Here is a 20,971-nt window from a genome sequence, read left to right as displayed (position 1 = left end):
CACAGAGTGAGGTTGGGTTTAACTGCCGGGCTGCGACAGCTGTTTACCGAAGTTGGCACTGATGACGTCAAAGGTCTGCTGCGCTTTTAGCTTATAAAGCGATTCGGACGGATGAATACAATCCGCCGACATGCCGCTCTGCCAGTCGCGCTGCGCCTTGATGGCCGTCCACTGCTTCACGACAGGCACCCCTTCCGCCTTCGCGACCTCATTGAGCTGATAGACGTAGGGCCAGACGTTCCAGCGCTCGACTTTGCCGCAGATGGGATTCGGCTCCTGCAGCACCACTAGCTTGTTGTGCGCCTTCGCCTCTTTGACCAGCGCGGTCATAATGCGGCCATACTCTTCCGGGCTTTCCAGATGGGCGTTCTTGTCTTTAAAAAAGTAGTGACGCGCATCGTTGATGGCATAATTGAGCAGGATCAGCCGCGCGCTGGAGTTCGCCATGCGCTCGCTCCAGCCGCTGGGATCGTCCTTGCCCTTGTTGTAGAGCAACTCCGCCGCCTGCGCGCCCGGCACGCCGTGGTTTTTCACCTCGATAGCGTCGCCATATTTGCTTTGCAGCATTTTTTGCAGCCAGGCCATCTCATTGCCCGGCGCGATGATGTTTTTCCCGCCGGAGGACATCACGCCCGCCGTGGTGGAGTCGCCGTAGGCGTCGATAATAAACGGGCCTCGATCGGCGGCCTGCGCGAAGCAGGAGGCCGAAAGGATAGCTGCAGCAATAAGTGATTTAGTCATGTTACCTCCCCGGTTAATGGAACAGCTTGAATTCCTGAGCAACTTCATAGCCGACAACGGCCTGCTTCAGAGAAATCGTGTTGTAGTAGAGGTAATAGACAAGGAAGAACGCGAACATCGCGAACATGGCCGGCTTGAGTATCGGGCGAACCTGATACACCAGCGAGGCCAGAATAATCGGCTCGACCTGCAACAGATAGTTGGAGAGGCGCGCGCCCGACGAATAGTTATAGAAGAAGATACGGATGCCGCCGCCGATGGCGAAGGTCAGCACCAGCAGGTAGTTAAGGCGATACTGCTGGTAGTTATATTTTTTAATCTCGTTGCTCAGCAGGAAGTAGACGAAGATAAACACCAGCATGATGTTTTTCAGGTTCGACACCGAGAAGATGCTGCCTTCGCCCGTGTTGGAGGTTTCGTTGCTGTAGCCTTCCGCCCTCTCCCCCAGCGATCCCATGTGCGCCGAAATCAGTGAGATAAAGCTGGTGCCGCCGACTTTCGAGGCGGGAATGCTCAGCAGGATAATCGCCACCGGCCACCAGCGCGAGTCGCGGATAAACAGGAACGGCACGATGGTCACCACCATGACCGCGGTGTTGTGGCTGAAAAACGACAGCAGGGTAAAGGCGAGCGCCATCCAGTAACGCTTCAGATAGATATACCAGATCACCCCGAGGAACAGCGCCGAGCTCAGGCCGAAGCGGATCTGGTTCATATCTTTGTTGATAAAGATATGCGCCGAATAGAGCGCCAGCGCCAGGATCGGATAAGGCGACATCTTCTTGAAGAAGACCGCGTTAACCGCCACCGCCAGCAGGCAGAAGATAAACAGGAAAATGTCGGCGTTGTGCGACACCAGGCTGGTGAGATACGCCAGCACGAAAATCAGCGGTTCATAGCGGAAAAACGCCACTGTTTCGGCGAAGCCGTTCACCTGAATGCGGTTGATAAAGTCGGCGAAAAAGCTGCGGTACTGATAATCATCCATGCCGGTGCCGAGGCCGCGGATACCGCCGAACACCACCAGCGTCGCTGCGGCGATGCAAAGCAGATAAGTCAGGATGTGCGTAGTGCGTTCGTCTTTTTTCAGCAGGATTTCTACGATCGAAATCAGCAGCAGAAACCCTGATATATACCAATATGGAGCCATGGTGTGATTCCTTAATTCCACACGTTGCCAGCTGACAGGCGTTTACGCCTTCTGCGTAAAGCCGCGCCTGAAGGCGCCTGCCTGTTGCTGAACCATTCTGTTATGGGCGCCCGCCCGGTTATGCGTGTTATGCGTGGCGTCTGGCGCGAAACACAGAATCACCTGTGTACATCGTTGCGTGTCGTCTTTAACAGACGATAAAAAGGGGCGGTCTTGCCGCCCCGTTAATCGTCAAAGTTTAGCTTTTGGTCGGCTTGCCATATTCATAGTCGTAATAGTCGTAGCCATAACCGTAGGCATTGGCGGCTTTACGCACCACGGCGTTAAGAATGACGCCTTTGATCTCGATGCCGTTCTGCGCGAAGCGCTTGAAGCTGACGTCGATCTCTTTCGCGGTGTTGGTCTCAAAGCGCGCCACCATCAGCGAGGTGCCGGCCAGCTTGCCGATAATCGAGGCGTCGGTAACGGCCAGAATCGGCGGCGTATCGATCAGCACCAGGTCGTAGTTCTTGCTCGCCCAGTCCAGCAGCTCGCCCATGCGGCGGTGCATCAGCAGCTCCGACGGGTTCGGCGGCACCTGACCGCGCGGCAGGAAGTCGAAGCCGTACGGACCGCGCTGAATCATCGCCGGGCTGAACTCGGTTTTGCCGGAGAGCACGTTAGAGAGACCAGACTTGTTATCCGCGCCGATCAGGTCGTGGGTGTAGCCGCGACGCATATCGCCGTCGATGAACAGCACGCGCTGACCCGCTTTCGCCACCAGCGTCGCCAGGTTGGCGCAGATAAAGGTTTTACCAATGCCTGGGCTCGCGCCGGTGATCATCAGGATATTGTTTTTCGCTTCCATCATTGCGAAGTGCAGACTGGTACGCAGGCTACGGATCGCTTCGATAGAGAGGTCGGTCGGGTTGCCCAGCGCCAGCAGCGTTTCGTGCGGGTCGGTCTTCACTTTATGACCGCGACGCGCCAGCGCTTCGGTGTCTTTCTTACGCTGCCATTCAGAGAGCGGCACGCTCGCATAGACGTTCATACCCAGCTCTTCCAGCTGTTCCGGGTTCTCGATACCGTGATGCAGCAGCGCCTTCAGCAGCACCAGACCCACAGAGATGATCAGACCAAGCAGCAGGCTGGCGGCGATGATCAGCGTTTTCTTCGGCGCGACCGGCGCGTTAGCCGTTTCCGCGTTATCGATGATACGCACGTCGCCGACGGTGCTGGCTTTACTGATACCCAGCTCTTGCTGACGGTTCAGCAGCTGCATGTAGATCTCCTGACCCGCCTGTACGTCGCGGGTCAGACGCAGGATCTCTTGCTGAGTCTGCGGCATCTGGGAGATTTTCTTGTTCAGCTGCGCCTGCTCGCCTTCCAGCGTTTTGCGTTTTTCCAGCAGCGCGCGGTAGGTCGGGTGGTCTTTGGTGAACAGCTGCGACACTTCAGCTTCGCGGAAGGTCAGCTCGTTCAGCTGGCTCTGCACGCTGACGGAGGAGTCGAGCGCCGATTTCGCTTCCAGCGACATATCGACCGATTCGTTCTGACGACGGAACGCGTTCAGCTTGTTCTCAGCGTCGTCCAGCTTGGCGCGCACCTGCGGCAGCTGGTTGCGCAGGAACTCAAGGCTCTTCTCAGCCTGCTCAGATTTGCGCTCGACGTTTTGCAGCAGATAGTTGTTGACGATCTGGTTCAGCACCTGGCTGATGTGCTCCGGATCTTCACCCACATACTGCAGACCCAGCACGCCGGTGTCTTTGCCTTTATCGGCGACGGTCAGGTTCGCCAGCACGGAGTTGATCGCCTGCAGCTCGTTCAGCTTGGTGACGGTGAAGCTGGTGCCCTCTTCCGCCTGAATGCCGCTGACCAGCATGGTGATTTCGCCGTGCTGCTCCAGACGACCGACCTGGCCTTTAAACAGCTCGTCGCCGTCTTTGGTCACGGTATAGGTTGTCGGGCTGTTAACTTCCAGCTCAACGCTGCGCTTGTCGATAGTGCGCGGGATATCCAGACGGGAGATGGCGATCTGCGCCGGTTTGTTGCCCATCAGGCGCGACAGGCCTTTACCGATAATCGGGAAGTATTTCTGCTCGACCACGGTATCCAGACCGAGATCGCTCACGGTCTTGCCGATGACCATGCGCGATTCGAGGATCTGAATCTCGGTATCCGACTCCGGCGTCGCCGGCATCAGGGTTTGCAGATCCGAAAGTACGGAGCTGCTGTTTTTCTGCTCAACCTGCACCATGGCGTCGGCGCTGTAAATCGGCGTTGCAAAGAGTGTGTAGAGCGTTCCCACCAGCATAAAGAAGGCGGTTACGGCGACAATGATCCAGCGATGATCGATCAGCTGTCCCAAAAGGTGGCCAAGATCGAATCCCGTCGACTCCTCTCTTGGCGCGGTCATAACCTTATTTTTAATATTCATGGATAATCCCAACTATCGGCTTAATACGTTGACCCATTTCTGGGTAGCGTTTTCCAGTAACCCGTAAACCTCTTCAAAGGCCTCACGACTTTTTCTATACGGATCCGCGATTTCCTGTTGGTTGAGCCAGTGCCCAAGCAGCATGGTTTTTCCGCGCGCGGCTGGATCGATGCGATTGACCTGTTCGATATGACGTTTCTCCATCACCAGAATCAGGTCGAAATCGCGGCACATACTGGCGGTTAACTGCTGCGCGTGATGCCCCTCCAGCGAGAGGCCATGACGCGCGGCCACCTCGCTGGCGGTTTGATCCGCCGGATAGCCCTTGAGGGCGCTGAGCCCCGCCGAGGCGATACGCATGTCCGGCAGCGCGCGCTTCAGTAAGCGCTCTCCGGTAGGAGAGCGGCAGATGTTGCCGACGCAGACCACTAACACGGAGGTAATCATGGCTAAACCTAGTTCGACCAGTTGCGGAAACGCAGCGCCGCCTCGCTCGCGTCGTTGATGCCGGCGATGGTCGGCAGCAGCTGCGAAATCACGCGGTTCCAACGCGTCAGCGGCGTCGAGGTGACATAGACGATATCGTAAGGTTCAAGTTGGAATTCGGTACCCATGACCATCGCCGCCGCATCTTTGGTGTTCAGCTGATAGATGTTGGCGATTTTGGTGCGGTTTGTGCCGCGAATAGGACGGATAACGAATACGCCGGTGGCGTCAGCGGCAGTCTGATCCATACCCTGGGCGTTGCCCAGCGCTTCTGCCAGCGTCATGCCGCTGCGGTCCATTTTGAGCGTCGACTGCTGACGCACTTCGCCCATCACGAAGACTTTGAGATCGTCGTTGCGCGGCACGTAGAGGATGTCGCCCGGATAGAGCAGATGGTTCTGGCTCAGGTCGCCGTTCTGCATCAGCGCCTGCAGTGAGATGCGCTGCTCGGTACCGTTGTGCGTCAGCACCACGTTGCGCCAGTCTGCGTCCGCCGCCAGGCCGCCCGCGGCGTTGATGGCGTCCAGCACCGTCAGCGGCACGTTGGTGATGGGCTGCTGACCCGAGGTGGTCACGGCGCCGGTCACGTAGGTTTTCTGCGACTTAAAGGAGGCGATGCTGACATCAACCTGCGGGCTCTCGATATACTGCGCGAGGCGACGCGCGATCTCGCCGCGCACTTCGGTGACCGTACGGCCAACCACGCGGACTTTGCCGATATAAGGATAGAAAATGGTGCCGTCAGAGTGCACCCAGTTGCCGGTGTCGCTGGCGCTGCGGTACTGGCCGGCCGGCGTGGTCAGCTCTGGGTGATCCCAGACGGTGACGTTAATGACGTCGCCGATGCCGATGCGGTATTCATAGTTCTGAATTTCGTTCTGCAGCCCTGGGTTGGCCTGCGCCACCAGCGGCTTGGGTCGCATCTGCTCGACCAGGCGCGGCGTTAACGGGAAGACATTGACATATTTGTCGATGTCATAGTTGCTGTCCTGCTGCTCAACGACATCTTTTCCGCTAGTGGAAAGGTGCTGGCCAGGAACAACCGTACACCCTGAGAGAAATGTGGCGGATACCAGCATGGGTATCAATTTCGTTTTGATTGTAATCATCTAGATCTTCGCTATCAGTTATTGATTGATAGAGGCGAAAACGCCGCTGTGTAAGCGCTGAAAAAAAATAAACTCGCCAGCCTAAGCACTGAAAATGCCTGTCATTATCACTTGCTCCCTAACTCTTTTTTGTTGCTACCGATTAACTGGACGGAATAAGCAAACGCACAACCTTGCCTACTGCGTCAATTAACGGCTTCCTTCAGCCACGATAATGGCGGCTATCGCCAATGACGTTGCCAGCAGCGGCGCCAGGAACCAGGGAGCGTGCATATTTCGCTCCCCGCACTCGCCTGCTATCAATACGCCCCATCGCGCTTCAGTACGACACCGACCGTTTTGAACAAAATGGCGATATCGTTCCACAGCGACCAGTTTTTTACGTACCACGAATCGAAATAGACACGCGTTTCGTAATCAACGTCGTTACGACCGCTGACCTGCCACAATCCCGTCATGCCCGGTTTCGCCATCAGATAGTAGTCGACATCTCCGGCATAACGGCAAAGTTCATCTTCAATCACCGGACGCGGACCAACGAGGCTCATATCGCCGCGCACAACGTTCCACAGCTGCGGCAGCTCATCCAGGCTGGTTTTACGGATGAAGTGGCCGACCTTTGTGATGCGTGGATCGTTTTTCAGTTTGAAATCTTTATCCCACTCGGCGCGCGCCACCGGATCGGTGCGCAGCACCTCTTCCAGCACCTCTTTGGAGTTGATCACCATTGAGCGGAACTTCAGGCATTTGAACTTGCGGCCGTTCATGCCGACGCGTTCGTGTCCGTAAATCGGCGGTCCGCCATCGCGGCCGACCAGAAAGCCGAGCACCAGCAGCGCAGGCAGCAGCATGATAATAATCGACAGCGCGCCGACGATATCGAACGCTCGCTTCAGGAAGCGCGAGGTACGCTTCGCCAGATTGTTATTAACGCGCAGGATCATCACTTCATGGCTGAAGATATAGGCCATGTCGGTGCCGTAAAGCGGCACGCCGCGCAGCGTCGGGATAACGGAGACCGAGCGGCAGTTGTGTCTCGCCAGGTTCTTCAGCCACAGGTCGCGATACTGGCTCTGCTCATACTCGACCGCCACGATGAACTGCGTTTCACTGTGGGTCAGGTTCCAGAGTTCCGCCTCTTCGCGCAGCACCGGCACGCCGGAGATGCTCGCCTGCGGGCAGGTGCCGTCGACATCGTAAAAGGCGATAACGTCGAAACCCATCACCTCTTCGCTCTGCAGCGCCTGCCAGGCTTCCTGCGCATTTTTGCTGCTGCCGATAATAATGGTCTGCTTTTTCCACAGGCCGTAATGATTGAGCAGATGTTTAACCACCGCGCGCGACACCGGAATTAACACCAGCGCCAGCACCCAGGTCAGCAACCAGACGAAGCGCGACATTTGCCACTGCGACAGTGCGGTAATCGACAGGTCGATAATAGAAAAAATAAGAATGGTACGAAAAACTTCTTTCAGCTCGAACCAGAATGGTTTGCGGTAGGTAAAGTGACGCAGCCTGACCCAGAACCATCCGACGCAAATTACCGACAGGAGAATATGCGTAGCTATTTTCAAATGCAGATCTTTTTCAGAAATATCTGCCAGCGGCGAATCAGACATCATATTAATTAACGCCAGCGCTATGAATAATGCGGCGTTAAAACAAATTAAATCCGAACCTGCCAACAACAATTTAGTGAAAAGACTTTTAAACGTAATTTCAGTATCGCGCATATTTAACTCTTTATTTTATTTCCTTTAACCCGTGACGCCCTGAGCTGTGTAATAATTGAGCGAATCAGTCTCTCGTCGACATATGCGTAACTGAGGGGAGTTCCAGGGTGCGTTCACACCAGATTCCTTATCAAGAAAACAAGAAAATCATGATGAATACCAACAGATTACTCTGACTTAACCTGTCGTGACGCACTGATTATTTTCTAAACATAAAAGGCGTTTCAGGCACGCTACCGCCCTTGGCTGTCGCTGCCAATACCGCTTTTGATATCCTGTTTCCGGCCTGTCTTTCCCGGGCCGGTTGCCTGATGCATACCCACGGGACAGATCACAATTCACAACATTGGGTGCCAAATCAGTGGGCGAATATCAACATAAGCGCAGACTTTTAACAGCACGTTGCTATACTAGTTATTACTGGCTTCTTTACAAGTAGGCCCCGCCGTCCCCTGACTATTTTAGGAAAAAGACTACCAGCCATTAGTATTGAGGCCCGCCATCCGGCAAAAATGAAAGTGCAATACCCTGCGTAAAAATCAGATTATTACCATATTCGTCACGCTAATAAATTCTCCCACCGCCGTGATGAATTCAAAATCGATTCATCAATAATTCATCGGGTCGCCATCTTATCCTTTACCTAATTCTGGCTCGGTGCTGAAAGAAATCAGACGCTATCCTTTCATTATTCCCTGTGGACGCCCTAAACCTCGGGCGCGACGGCCTGTTGTGCCCTGCCCTCTGCTCCACTATCCTCAGACTTTACTGACTTCGATATATTCAGGCGGCTAAGGCATGTTGGAGGTGTTTGCGGATCCCTCGCTATGGGCGGGGTTAATTACGCTAATCGTTCTTGAACTGGTGCTGGGGATCGATAACCTGGTCTTCATCGCTATTCTGGTGGAAAAGCTGCCCGGCAAAGATCGCGACCGGGCACGCGTTATCGGTTTACTGCTGGCGTTGCTCTGTCGTTTACTGCTGCTGGCGTCGCTTTCCTGGCTGGTTACCCTGACGCAGCCGCTGTTTACGCTACGCGGTCATCCCTTTAGCGCACGCGATCTGCTGCTGTTGCTCGGCGGTCTCTTCCTGCTATTTAAGGCAACCACCGAGCTGAATACCCGGCTGGAAGGTCAGGATCACGACGACAATCAACAAAAGCGCGGCGCTAAATTCTGGCCAGTGGTGGCGCAAATCGTGGTGCTGGATGCCATTTTCTCGCTGGACGCGGTGATCACCGCCGTCGGCATGGTGAATCAGCTGCCGGTGATGATGACCGCCGTGACCATCGCGATTCTGCTGATGCTGCTGGCCAGCAAGCCGCTGACGCGCTTCGTCAACCGCCACCCTACTATCGTTATTCTCTGTCTGAGCTTTCTGCTGATGATCGGCTTTAGCCTGGTGGCGGAGGGGCTCGGTTTCGTCATTCCCAAAGGCTACCTTTATGCGGCAATCGGCTTCTCAATCGTAATTGAGGCGTTTAACCAGCTGGCGCAGCGCAACCGCCGTCGCGCCCTGTCAGCCGGCCGCCCGCTGCGTCAGCGCACTGCGGAAACCGTGCTAAGACTGCTGCGCGGCGAAGCGGACCACGCCGAGCTGGACCCGCAAAGCGCGATGCTGATCGCCGACAGCGATCGCCACGCGCTGTTTAACCGGCAGGAGCGGGTAATGATCGCCCGCGTGCTCAACTTCGCCCAGCGCCACGTCAACAGCATCATGACCTCGCGTCACGATATCGAACATATCAATCTGGATGACGACCCGGCGGAGATTATGGCGCGGCTCGACCGCAATCAGCATACGCGTCTGCTGATCACCGATCAGAGCAACGAGCTGCTGGGCGTGGTGCACGCCATCGACCTGCTGCATCAGTCGCTGCATCATCAGTCGCTGGATTTGCGCGCGCTGGTTCGTCAGCCGCTGGTGTTTCCCGAGCGGCTGACGCTGCTGCAGGCGCTGGAGCAGTTCCGCCAGGCGCGAACCCATTTTGCCTTTGTGGTAGATGAATTCGGCTCGGTGGAGGGCGTGGTGACGCTGAGCGATTTAATGGAAACCATTGCCGGCAACTTGCCCCTTGAGGGCGAGGAGATCGATGCCCGCTACGACGTGCAGACGCAGGGCGAAGGCCACTGGATCGTTAACGGCAATATTCCGCTGGAGGATTTAGCGCTTTACGTCAGGCTGCCGCTGGATGAGCGACGCAGCTACCACACGCTGGCGGGTCTGCTGATGGACAGCCTGCAGCACATTCCCGAAGAGGGTGAGACGTTGCAGGTCGGCAGCTATCAGCTACGCACCCTGCAGGTGGAGAATCATCGCGTGCAGAAGGTAGAGATCCTGCAACAGCTGCAGGATCCCGATTACGAAGTGTGACTTACGGCCGCAGCAGCTTGCGCAGGCTATCGTTGTCGCTGTTTTTCGGCTGGCGGTCCAGCCACTGATTCAGACGCGACTTCGCCTCGCTCTGCAGCTGCTGGCGCAGCACCTGATCGACCGGCAGCGAGTACTGCACATTATTCCAGCTGCCGTACATGCGCAGCGGAATCGCCTGCTGCGACAGCAGCGCGACTACTTTGTCATCGCCTTTCCAGCCGGTGAGCGTCAGGCCGAAGGTCACATCCAGCTGCTGCGTCGGCATATTGACCTCGCCGCCGCCCTCCAGCTTGAGCCGATCGCCCTCGCCTTGCAGATTCGCCAGATGCAACACGCCATTGTTCAGCGCCAGCGTGCCGCTAAGCTGGCGGATCCCCTGATCGGCGCTCTCGTCGCTGCTGACCCGATCGCTGGCGCGCGCCACCGCGCGACGCACCATCTGCTGCAGGTTAAGCTGCGCCAGCTTTACGTCGCTGGCGTTCAGCTGCGCTTCGCCGCGCCAGCGGCGTTTGGCCGCCTCCAGCGAAAGGCCTTCGCCGCTCAGGTCGCCCTTAAGCGAAACGGCGCCCTGAACGGTCTGCGGCATGTCGAAGGCGGCAAGCAGCGGCTGAATCGCGACGTGATTCAGCACCGGCTGCAGCGCGACGCGGGTTTCCGGCTGGCGAATATCGACGCTGCCCGGCACGGAAAAGTCGCCGTCGCCCAGCTTGCCGCTCAGCGCACGCAGCGCGATCAGCCCCTGCTGACTGGTGACGTCCAGCGCAAAGTTCTGCAGCGACAAACCGCGCCACACCGCGCTGTCCGCTTTTAAATTCACGGCCAGATTCATATCGTTAAGCGGCGAATCGAGATTATTTTGCACGCGCGGCGCGGCAATGACCGGCGCGCGCGCTACCGTGGCGTGCTGCGTTCCGTTCTCGCTCGCCTGAGGCGCATTCGCCATCAGGTTATCGAGGTTCAGCTGCGTGGCGTGCAGCTGTAGCGCAAGCTGCTGCGGCGGCGTCAGCGAACCGGTCGCCTCGCCCGACAGCGCGCTGTCGTTGGCGCTCAGCTGCATCTGCGTCAGCGCGAACTGCTGCGTCTCTGCGCGCCAGCTGCCCTGCGCGCTCAGCGTGCCTTTAATGCCCTGCGGCGGCATATTGGCGCCGCTCAGCGCATAGTTAAGTTCGTCGATTTTGCCGCTCAGGCGGTGCGGATACTGCGATGCGTCGAGCTGGCCTTTCAGCGACAGCACCGCGTTGCGCTGATTGCGCGTCAGGCTGGTGCTGAGTTCGATATTCGCCAGATGGCGCGCATCCTGATTGAGGTTGAGGTTGAGATTGCGGAAGTTATACTCATCGCCGCCCGGCTGACGCCAGATCAGCAGACTATCGGCGACGCGCAGCTGGCTGATATCGAACGACCAGCCGCTGGCGGGCGCGTCGGCATCGCTGCGGCCGGGCGCAACCGGGGCGTTTTGCGGCTGCTGCGGCGCGCTTTCCGGCGTGGCGCGCACCACGGCGTTGCTCAGCATGACCTGGCTAACGCTGAGCTGGTGCGACAGCAGCGGCCAGAGATTGACGTCGAGACGCATATTTTCCGCCGTGACCAGCGGTTGCGACGCGCCGGGGGCGGTCAGGCTCATACGTCCGGCCAGAATGCTGAGCTTAGGCCAGACGTGCCAGCGCAGATCGCCGCTCACCTCCAGCCGATAACCACTGCGTTGCTCGACCTGTTTCACCATGTAGGATCGAAAATCGTTTGGATTGACCAGCAGCACCAGCGCGGTCATGCCTGCAACGATGACCACCAGTAAAATGGCCAGCGTGGTTATCACTCTTTTCATCACATCCCCATGTTCGCGGTTTAATCTTTGTCGATACGACTGGCGACAGCACCCTGCTGTCCGCGATATTTGGCGTCTTCGCGACGGTTGTAAGGCCGCGCCGCCGGACCGGAAAGCGGCTCAAAGCTCAGCGCCCCGATCAGCATGCCTGGGCGCAGCGCCAGCGGCAGCTTGCCGGAATTATAGAACTCCAGCACGATGCGACCCTGCCAGCCGGGATCGATGCGGTGCGCGGTGACGTGCACCATCAGCCCGAGCCGCGCCAGCGAAGAGCGGCCGTCCAGCCAGCCTACCAGATCGTCTGGAATGGTGACCGACTCGAAGGTCACCGCCAGCGCCAGCTCACCGGGATGAAGGAAAAAGGCTTCGCCTGCCGGCAGCACGATCTCATCGCTCATAACGCGATCCAGCGCCGCGCTGACCTCATCTTTCGGACCGCTTAAATCAATAAAGGCCGCCGTGTGGCCACGGAACGTCCGGAACTGGTTGCCCAGGCGCACGTCCACGGTCGCGCCGTTAATACGCTCGACCGGCGGACGCGGATCGATAGCTAGCCGGCCGTCATCCAGCCAGGCTTCAATATCGCGGTCACATAATCTCATTCACCTGTCTCCATGATGTAAGTGTAGCGAACCGCCTGAAACTCGCGTGGCAGGCGGCTCGCCGCGCGTCAGACCCGACGCGCCTATTCGAAAAACTGGTTGATCCTGGACTTAAGAATATCAATGGCGATACGGTTTTTCCCGCCGCGCGGCACGATAATGTCGGCGTACTGCTTAGAAGGTTCGATAAACTGCAAAAACATCGGCCGCACGGTTTTTTGATACTGGCTCATTACCGAATCCATTGAGCGGCCGCGCTCGTTTACGTCACGCTTCATGCGGCGCATCAGGCAGATGTCGAGCGGCGTATCGACGAAAATCGAGAAGTTCATCTCCTGACGCAGGCGCGCGTCGGTAAGCAGCAGAATCCCCTCCAGAATAATCACCTTCTTCGGCTTGAGGTGAATGCTGTCGCGGGTGCGCGTATGCTCGACGTAGCTGTAGACCGGCAGATCGATAGCCTGGCCCGCTTTTAGCGCCTGCAGATGCTGCAGCAGCAGATCGTGATCCATCGCGCTGGGATGGTCGTAGTTGGTTTTTACCCTCTCTTCCATGGTGAGGTGGCTCTGGTCCTTGTAATAAGCATCTTCCGGGATGACCCCGATATGCTCGTCACCAACCTGATCACGAATTTCACGATAGAGCGTGCTGGCGATTAAACTTTTTCCGGATGCGGAGGCACCGGCAATGCCCACAATCACGCACTGATGAGACTTGTCAGTCATACTTTTTTTAAGACCTGATACTGGAGCCTGCGCTGTACGCGGATTAGGCGTTTTGACGCAGGACGGAATGGAGAGGGTTTAGTAGGCGCTAAGTATAGGGATTTCATTCTTTTGACGCCAGAGAAAAGCCGCTCGCGCCATTTCAGAATTTCCCCTTTTCAAACCGAAACCATTACCCGATAAACTACCTGACAGATCTGTTTTTACTTATGCGGCTGGCGCATCAGGCGACGGAAGCGCGTTCCGCCCCAGCGATGGCGCGGGAATATTACTGCCGGCCCACAATAAAGGAAGCTTATGCACTGGAGAACACTGACCTATTTCGGCGACAGCATGCTGCTGATCCCGACTGCGGTAATTATCGCCCTGATCCTGCCGTGGAAGAGCGATAACCGCCGCACGGTCTGGTACTGGCTGCTCGCCTTTGGCCTTGCCGGCCTGCTGGTGAGCCTGTCGAAAATTCTGTTTCTTGGCTTCGGCATCGGCAGCGCCCGTTTCAATTTTACCGGCTTCAGCGGGCACAGCGCCATGTCGGCGACGCTCTGGCCGGTGATGCTGTGGCTGGTGTCCGGCCGCTGGCCGAACCCGCTGCGGCTGCTCGCTATCGGCGTCGGCTATCTGATTCCGCTGATGGTGGGCTTCTCGCGGCTGGTGATCCATGCGCACTCCGCCAGCGAAGTGGCTACCGGGCTGCTGCTGGGCTTTACCCTCAGCTCCGCGTTTTTGCTCAGTCAGCGCCGTACCGCGCTGAAGGGCTTTAGCTGGCCGCAGGTCGGCGCGGCCTTTTTAGTGCCGCTGCTGCTGATGGGCCACGGACGCATCGCCACCACGCAACAATTTCTTGAACGTTTCTCCGCCGATCTGGCTGGACTGGAAAAGCCCTTCACCCGCGCCGATCTCTTCCGGCAGTAGCCGCGCTGCGCACTGTTGCGCCGCAACAGAGCCAGTCAATCCGTTGAATAACGCCCTAATTTGATTTAACAGACCCACGGCGGCGTCGATGTGCTAGCATGCCCGAAAGAGTATGACTGGCGCATTTTTCGTCATCCAGACGCCGTGCGCGCTGCCGGGTTAGTGAATGAGTGTTGAACTATTGTCCTCGCCGGACAAACCGCAAAATCGCCTGCTGAGCGCGCTGATTCTGGCCGCGCTCGCTTTTCTGCTGACGCTTTTTTGCCTCGAGCTGATTGTATTCAGCGGCCGTATTTCGCCTGTCTGGTTTGCGACCGCGCTGATGACCATCGTCGCCTTTCGCTCTCCTTCCCGCCATGCGCCGCTGCTGCTGTTGGGCTGCGCGGCGGGCACCGCGCTGGCGAACGCGCTGATCCTCGGGACCGATCTGGCCAATCTGAAATTTACTCTGCTCAACGTGCTGCAGGCGATGGTGGGCGGCGCGCTGCTGCGCGCGCTGCTAAAGCGTGAGGCGCCGCTGAACTCGCTGCACGACTGGCTACGCTTCGTGCTCTCGGTCGGCATGCTTACTCCGCTGATGGGCGGCCTGCTGGCGCTGTGGATGCTGAATATCAGCGGCAGCGGCACCTTTACCTTTCTCTCGACCTGGGTGATTTCCGAAATCATCGGCATGCTGGCGCTCGGTCCGGTGCTGCTGCTTTTGCCCTGGCCGCTGCGTCCCGCCGCGGTGAGCCTGCGCCGTCTGGCGGAATTCCTCTTCACCCTGTTGCTGACGGCGGGCGCAAGCTGGCTGGCGCTGCGCTTTATGCCCTGGCCGTTCACCTTTATCGTGGTGATCCTCTTCTGGTGTGCGGTGCGGCTGCCGAAGCGCGACGCGTTTTTGTTGTTTCTGCTGAACGCCTGCGCGATATCGCTGATCCTGGCGCTCGGCCTCGCGACGGTCGAGACGCGCGGCGAGGTGCCGGGTCAAATCGCCAGCTGGCTGCCCTTTCTGCTGGTGCTGATCCCGAGCCACGTGATGGCGCTGGTTATGGACGCCTTCCGGCGCGAAAAGCACCACATCAGCGAAAGCGAAACCCGGTTTCGCCACGCGATGGAATATTCCGCCATCGGCATGGCGCTGGTGTCGCCGCAGGGAGGCTGGCTGCAGGTCAATAACTCTCTCTGCCTGACGCTCGGCTTCCCCGACGCCGAGCTGAAAAAGCTCACCTTCCAGCAGATTACCCATCCCGACGATCTGGAAAACGATCTGCAGCATGCCGACCGGCTGCTGCGCGGCGAGATTGACGCCTATACCATCGAGAAACGCTACTTCCGCAAAAGCGGCGAGATCGTCTGGGCGCGCCTGACGGTATCGCTGGTGCGCGACGGCGCGCAGCAGCCGCTCTACTTTATTTCGCAGATTATCGATATCTCGGAGCTGAAACAGAGCGAGCAGGTGAACCGCCATCTGATGGAGCGCATTACGCTGGCAAACGAGGCGGGCGAAATCGGCGTCTATGAATGGAATCTGACGCGCAACGAGATGATGTGGGACCGCTATATGTACCGGCTGTTCGGCCTGCCCGCGCACCAGCCGCCCAGCCGCGAGCTGTGGCGCAGTCAGGTGCATCCGGCGGATCGCGAGCGGCTCGACCGCGCGCTGCAGCCGTCGGAAAAAGTCGACGTTTTCGATATCGAGTATCGCATCCAGCGCGCCGACGGCGTGCGCACCCTGCGCACCCAAGCGCGCCGCTTCTTCAACCAGGACGGCCGCATCGAACGCATGCTGGGCATCTGTCAGGACGTGACCCACCTGCGCAACCTTACCGACGCGCTGTTTCAGGAAAAAGAGCGCATGGCGATTACCCTCGACTCTATCGGCGAAGCGGTTATCAGCACCGACAGTGACATGCGCGTGACCTTTATGAACCCGGTGGCGGAAAAAATGAGCGGCTGGCGGCAGGAAGAGGCGGCGGGCCTCCCGCTAAGCGAGCTGCTGCATATCACCCAGGGTGTTCACGGCGCGCCGGTGGAAAACCAGCGGCTTCGCCGCCTGCCAACGGAGAAAGTCACGCCCGATCTGGATGACGAACTGGTGCTGCACGCCGCCGACGGCGGCGTTGTGGAGATCCACTACAGCATTACGCCGCTGCGCACGCTGCAAGGCGATGAGATCGGCGCGGTCATGGTTATTCAGGACGTCAGCGAATCGCGCCGGATAATGCAGCGCCTGAGCTACAGCGCGCTGCATGACACCCTGACCCGGCTGCCGAACCGCGCCAGTTTCGATCGCCAGCTGCAGCGTCTGCTGGGCGATGCGCTGACGCGCGGGCATCAGCATGTGCTGGCGTTTATCGATCTCGATAAGTTTAAAGCGGTCAACGACAGCGCCGGGCACGCGGCGGGCGACGCGCTGCTGCGCGAACTCGCCGATCTGATGCAGCGCCATCTGCGCGGCGCCGATTTTCTGGCGCGCCTCGGCGGCGACGAGTTCGCCCTTCTGATGCCGGAATGCGCGCTATCGCAGGGGTGCGAGATCGTGCAGCGCATCGTCACGGCGGTCAATAGCTACGCCTTTAGCTGGCAAGGCGGCACTTATCAGGTTGGCGCCAGCGCCGGACTGACGCAGATTGCCGCCGACAACGGCATCGGCGCGGAGGTGCTGTCGCAGGCGGACATCGCCTGTTATAACGCCAAAAAAGCCGGCCGCGGGCAGCTTATGGTATACGCGCCGCCGGCGCGCTGAGCCGCTTGCCAGCCCCGCTCAGCTGCGCTAAAGTCGCCCCCTTTTTTCCGGGAGGGGCATCAGATGTTCATTGGTTTCGATTACGGTACGGCGAACTGTTCCATTGCCGTGTGCGAAGAGGGTACGCCGCGCCTGCTGACGCTGGAGAAGGGTCAGCGCCTGCTGCCGTCGATGATTGCCGCACCGACGCGTGAAGCGGTGAGCGAATGGCTCTATCGCCATCATCAGGTACCGACTCCCGATGCGGAAACCACCGCGCTGCTGCAGCGCGCGCTGCGCTATAACCGCGAAGAGGACATTGAGGTGTCGCCCGCCAGCGTGCAGTTCGGCCTGAGCGCGCTGCAGCACTATATGGCGGACCCGGAAGAGACCTGGTTCGTTAAATCCCCTAAATCCTTTCTCGGCGCCAGCGGCCTGAAGCCGCAGCAGATCGCGCTATTTGAAGATCTGGTCTGCGCCATGATGCGCCATATCCGCGAACAGGGCGAAGCGCAGGTCGAGGCCGCGATCGATCAAGCGGTTATCGGCCGCCCCATCAACTTCCAGGGGCTCGGCGGCGACGACGCCAACGCTCAGGCGCAGGGCATTCTGCTGCGCGCCGCGCAGCGCGCCGGTTTCCGCGACGTGGAGTTTCAGTTCGAGCCGGTCGCGGCGGGACTCGATTTCGAAGCGACGCTGGAGAGAGAGACGCGCGTGCTGGTGGTGGATATCGGCGGCGGCACCACCGACTGCTCGATGCTGCTGATGGGGCCGGAGTGGCGCAAGCTATCGGACCGCCGCGCGAGCCTGCTCGGCCACAGCGGCTGCCGCGTCGGCGGCAACGATCTCGATATTATGCTGGCGTTTAAGACCCTGATGCCGCTGCTCGGCCTGGGCGGCAGGACGCAGAAAGGCACCGCCCTGCCCGCCCTGCCGTGGTGGAACGCGGTGGCGATTAACGACGTGCCGGCGCAGAGCGAATTTTACTCCGCCGCCTGCGGCAAGCTGCTGCGCGATCTGGTGCGCGACGCGGAACAGAGCGCGCAGGTGGCGCATCTGCTGAAGGTGTGGCAGCAGAAGCTCGGCTATCGTCTGGTGCGCGCGGCAGAGGAGAGCAAGATCGCCCTTTCCGATCGCGCCGCTTTCGACGCCAGCCTGGACTTTATCGCGCCACAGATGCACGCCGCTATCAGCGACACCCTGCTGCAGGAGGCGATCAATCAGCCGCTGGAGCGCATTCTGGAGCAGGTGCATCTGGCGCTCGCCAGCTGCGACGCAAAACCTGAAGTGATCTATCTTACGGGCGGCAGCGCGCGTTCGCCGGTGCTGCGCGCCGCGCTACAGCAGGCGCTGCCGGAAACGCCGATCGCCAGCGGCGACGATTTCGGCTCGGTGACGGCCGGTCTGGCGCGCTGGGCAGAGGTGATGTTTCGCTAAGAGAAAAGAAAGCAGGCGGGACAGGTCGGTCCGCGCGGATACGCGCCTCATCCCTGAGGCGCGTCTGTAAACGGCTTGACGCGATGCGCTTCGCGCCATGCCATCCGCTCAGATAGTTGTGTGCGGCCTGAGCGTGCAAACGTCAGGCCGCTGCGCTATCAGAAGTTGATATTGGCGCTGATGCCGCCGACAAAGGCATCCTTCACTTCGCTTACCGCGCCCGGCGCGACGATATACTGCACGTTCGGACGTACCTGCAGCCATTTCGCCAGCTTCACGTTGTAGTAAAGCTCGTAGTTATATTCCGAACCATCCTGAATCGGCAGATAGGTCGGGCTGTCGAAGTCCGTTTCGCCGTTGGCGGCGTTTTGCTGACGCTGCGCGCGGGTGTAATCGCTGTTAACGTGAATGCGCGCCGCGGCAATGCCGATCTCATCTTCAGGACGGGCGTCGAACGGGCCCGCCCAGGTAAAGGCGATCGACTGATAGTTGTCGGTCTTTGAGGTTTTGTGATCGTTCATCACTGCCTGGACCGATACGCCGATGCCGCGGCTGGCGTCGCCGCCCTGCGCCGTCAACTGCTGCTGCAACAGCACATAGCCGCCGTAGGCGTGATCTTTATCCTGATAGGCGCCGTCGCGCCAGCTGCCGTAAACGTCGCCGTTGGCGGACGAATAGTAGTAGCCGATGCGGTAGTTACCCGGCAGCTTGTCCGGACCCAGCGTCGGCTTCCAGCCCAGTTCCACCGGCACCAGGTTACCCTCGGAGTTGCTGGTGTCGAGGCGGAAACCGTCGCCGCGATCGTAGTTGGCGCGGTTCTGGTTATAGAAACCGACCTGGAAGAAGACTTCCGGCGTGATATTGAGCTTCACGCGGCCGCCCCACTGCGACACCGGCCAGTTAAACCAGCGGTCGCCGCGCCAGTTGCCCGCCTGGCCGCTGCCGAACGCCAGGTTCTGGAACTTGCTGTCGAAGTTGTCGAAGTCTTCGCCGACGGTGACGCGACCCGCTTTCAGGTTGACGACGTCATCAAACAGCCCTTTGCTCAACCAGAATTGCGTCAGACGCCAGGTCTGGCCGCGGCCATACACTTCCTGCACCGAAGAGAGCATGCCGGCACGACGATCGCCTACCTGCTCAGAAATATTGCGGCCGTCACGGTTGGTGATAGTGGCCTGGAACTGCGTATCCTGCCAGCCGAGCAGCTTTTCCAGATCGAGATTGGCGCCGAACGCCCACTGATCGCTGTAGCGCATAGAGGTGTTGGTATCGGCGCCGCCGCCGAGGTTCGATGCGCTTTCCATGGTGTAGTTGACGTCAAATTTAACGCCGTCATTTTCCAGCTGCGTTCGCGAGCCGCCCCAGTCGCCGAACATATAAGGCGAGTCATAGCTAAAGGCATCTGCGGCCACAGCAGAGGCGCTCAGCATGGCAAACATCAGGGAGCCGGCTGCCACACGGCGCAGCGGGAAGTGTTGCACTGCTTTTTTTCTGTTCATAATCGTTCTTCTTATCTGAATAAGGGTTAATTCCACGCAGAGAATAGTGCTGCAAAAAGTTCAACTTTTGTAAAAATGTGCGCACGAATAAGCAAAGAGACAGTTTTTTCAAACAAGTGTGAAGGGGATCGCTGAACGGAATCGCGGCCGTAATTAACGCATTATTTGGCACGCAAAATAATGACGAGGCGCTAGCGCCCCGTCTGGCGGGATTAGCGGCTGGCCTGCGCCAGTTTTTCACTCTCCTCTGGCGTCAGGCGCAGCTGCGTCGCGCCGATCAGATCGTCAAGCTGGGCGAGCGAGGTGGCGCTGACGATCGGCGCGGTAATGCTCGGCCGCGCAATCTGCCACGCCAGCGCGACCTGAGTCGGCGTCACGCCGTGCGCCTGGCTGATGTCGTCCAGCGCGGCCAGGATAGCCAGGCCGCGCGGGTTAAGATACTTCTCGACCACGCCCTGCCCGCGCGCGCTTTTGCCGGCATCCGCCGCGCTGCGGTATTTGCCGCTCAGGAAGCCGCTGGCCAGCGAGTAGTAGTTAATCACGCCCAGCCCGTGCTGCGTCGCCACCGCCTCCAGCGCCGACTCGTAGCCTTCGCGATCGTAAAGGTTGTATTCAGGCTGCAGGGTGGCGTAACGCGCCAGGCCCTGCTCCTCGCTGATCTTCAGCGCCTCCTGCAGGCGGGGCGCGCTATAGTTCGAGGCGCCGATGGCGCGCACCTTGCCCTCTTTGATCAGCGAATCGAACGCCGCCAGGGTTTCCGCCAGCGGCGTATCGGTATCGTCGCGGTGCGCCTGATAGAGATCGATATAGTCGGTTTGCAGACGGCGTAGCGAATCCTCTACCGCCTGACGAATATACTGCGGCTTCAGGCCGGTTTTCTCCGGCGAGAGTTCCATGCCGACCTTGGTCGCCAGCACGATGCGGTCGCGTTTGCCGCTCTTTTTCAGCCAGTTGCCGATAATGGTTTCCGACTCGCCGCCTTTATTGCCCGGCGCCCAGCGCGAATAGACGTCGGCGGTATCAATAAACCACAGCCCTTTTTCCACCAGCGCATCAAGCAATGCAAACGACTTCGCCTCATCCAGGGTCCAGCCGAAGACGTTGCCGCCAAAGGTTAACAGCGGCACCTGAATGCCGGTATCGCCGAGCTGGCGGGTTTCAACCTGACTCATCCTCTTCTCCTTGCGTAAGAAATGCCCAGACAAAGAGCATAGCAAAAGCGAAAAGCGCGCTTTATGCGTAATTCCTCGATAAGT

15 protein-coding genes are annotated in these 20,971 nt (G+C 58.8%); 4 read left to right on the top strand and 11 right to left on the bottom strand.

Annotated elements, in window-relative coordinates; genetic code table 11:
- Positions 1 to 18: 18 nt before the first annotated feature.
- From B3229_RS20285 to wbaP, 6 genes are all read right to left on the bottom strand, one after another.
- Positions 19 to 741, bottom strand: a complete 723-nt coding sequence (locus tag B3229_RS20285; protein WP_286873870.1) for an SGNH/GDSL hydrolase family protein — start codon at positions 739 to 741, stop codon at positions 19 to 21.
- Positions 742 to 754: 13 nt separating this feature from the next.
- Positions 755 to 1,891 (bottom strand): EpsG family protein, encoded by a 1,137-nt coding sequence (locus B3229_RS20280; RefSeq protein ID WP_048784196.1) that lies wholly within the window; start codon positions 1,889 to 1,891, stop codon positions 755 to 757.
- A gap of 238 nt (positions 1,892 to 2,129) precedes the next feature.
- Entirely contained in the window at positions 2,130 to 4,307 is a 2,178-nt protein-coding gene (wzc, locus tag B3229_RS20275; protein WP_048784197.1) for a tyrosine-protein kinase Wzc, read from the bottom strand.
- A gap of 12 nt (positions 4,308 to 4,319) precedes the next feature.
- On the bottom strand, positions 4,320 to 4,754 hold the full coding sequence (locus tag B3229_RS20270) for a protein-tyrosine-phosphatase (protein WP_048784198.1): 435 nt from the start codon (positions 4,752 to 4,754) through the stop codon (positions 4,320 to 4,322).
- An 8-nt stretch (positions 4,755 to 4,762) separates the two neighbouring features.
- Positions 4,763 to 5,902: a polysaccharide export protein gene (locus B3229_RS20265; RefSeq protein WP_033750198.1), complete on the bottom strand. Its 1,140-nt coding sequence runs from the start codon at positions 5,900 to 5,902 to the stop codon at positions 4,763 to 4,765.
- 299 nt (positions 5,903 to 6,201) lie between these two features.
- Positions 6,202 to 7,635 carry an undecaprenyl-phosphate galactose phosphotransferase WbaP gene (wbaP, locus tag B3229_RS20260; RefSeq protein ID WP_048784199.1) on the bottom strand — a complete coding sequence of 478 codons (1,434 nt, stop codon included), beginning with the start codon at positions 7,633 to 7,635 and terminating at the stop codon, positions 6,202 to 6,204.
- A gap of 798 nt (positions 7,636 to 8,433) precedes the next feature.
- On the opposite strand from wbaP, the gene B3229_RS20255 reads away from it, so the two are divergent.
- Positions 8,434 to 10,008 carry a TerC family protein gene (locus tag B3229_RS20255; protein WP_286873863.1) on the top strand — a complete coding sequence of 525 codons (1,575 nt, stop codon included), beginning with the start codon at positions 8,434 to 8,436 and terminating at the stop codon, positions 10,006 to 10,008.
- A gap of 1 nt (position 10,009) precedes the next feature.
- Here B3229_RS20255 and asmA read toward each other — a convergent pair whose 3' ends face one another.
- The 3 genes from asmA to udk all read right to left on the bottom strand — a co-directional run bounded on the left by asmA (position 10,010) and on the right by udk (position 13,160).
- Positions 10,010 to 11,833: an outer membrane assembly protein AsmA gene (gene asmA, locus B3229_RS20250; protein WP_286873860.1), complete on the bottom strand. Its 1,824-nt coding sequence runs from the start codon at positions 11,831 to 11,833 to the stop codon at positions 10,010 to 10,012.
- Positions 11,834 to 11,853: 20 nt separating this feature from the next.
- Positions 11,854 to 12,435, bottom strand: coding sequence for a dCTP deaminase (gene dcd / locus B3229_RS20245; RefSeq protein ID WP_286873858.1), 582 nt, complete (start codon positions 12,433 to 12,435; stop codon positions 11,854 to 11,856).
- An 83-nt stretch (positions 12,436 to 12,518) separates the two neighbouring features.
- Positions 12,519 to 13,160: a uridine kinase gene (udk, locus tag B3229_RS20240; RefSeq protein ID WP_033750212.1), complete on the bottom strand. Its 642-nt coding sequence runs from the start codon at positions 13,158 to 13,160 to the stop codon at positions 12,519 to 12,521.
- 297 nt (positions 13,161 to 13,457) lie between these two features.
- Here udk and B3229_RS20235 point away from each other — a divergent pair, with 297 nt between their 5' ends.
- The 3 genes from B3229_RS20235 (at position 13,458) to yegD (ending at position 18,216) form a co-directional block, all read left to right on the top strand.
- Positions 13,458 to 14,072 carry a phosphatase PAP2 family protein gene (locus tag B3229_RS20235; RefSeq protein ID WP_033750215.1) on the top strand — a complete coding sequence of 205 codons (615 nt, stop codon included), beginning with the start codon at positions 13,458 to 13,460 and terminating at the stop codon, positions 14,070 to 14,072.
- 166 nt (positions 14,073 to 14,238) lie between these two features.
- Positions 14,239 to 16,800, top strand: a complete 2,562-nt coding sequence (locus tag B3229_RS20230) for a diguanylate cyclase (RefSeq protein WP_286873854.1) — start codon at positions 14,239 to 14,241, stop codon at positions 16,798 to 16,800.
- Positions 16,801 to 16,863: 63 nt separating this feature from the next.
- Positions 16,864 to 18,216, top strand: coding sequence for a molecular chaperone (gene yegD / locus B3229_RS20225; RefSeq protein ID WP_286873852.1), 1,353 nt, complete (start codon positions 16,864 to 16,866; stop codon positions 18,214 to 18,216).
- 158 nt (positions 18,217 to 18,374) lie between these two features.
- On the opposite strand, the gene B3229_RS20220 is transcribed toward yegD, so the two are convergent.
- A complete protein-coding gene (locus B3229_RS20220; protein WP_286873849.1) occupies positions 18,375 to 19,715 on the bottom strand; it encodes a carbohydrate porin in 1,341 nt (446 codons plus the stop codon).
- A gap of 212 nt (positions 19,716 to 19,927) precedes the next feature.
- Positions 19,928 to 20,887 carry an aldo/keto reductase gene (locus B3229_RS20215; RefSeq protein ID WP_286873847.1) on the bottom strand — a complete coding sequence of 320 codons (960 nt, stop codon included), beginning with the start codon at positions 20,885 to 20,887 and terminating at the stop codon, positions 19,928 to 19,930.
- Positions 20,888 to 20,971: the final 84 nt, after the last annotated feature.

It is taken from the genome of Pantoea sp. UBA5035, from assembly GCF_002415245.1.
Classification (GTDB): domain Bacteria; phylum Pseudomonadota; class Gammaproteobacteria; order Enterobacterales; family Enterobacteriaceae; genus Pantoea; species Pantoea septica.
The sequence above is the reverse complement of the archived record's forward strand: the minus strand, read 5'-3'. Positions and strand labels throughout refer to the sequence as shown.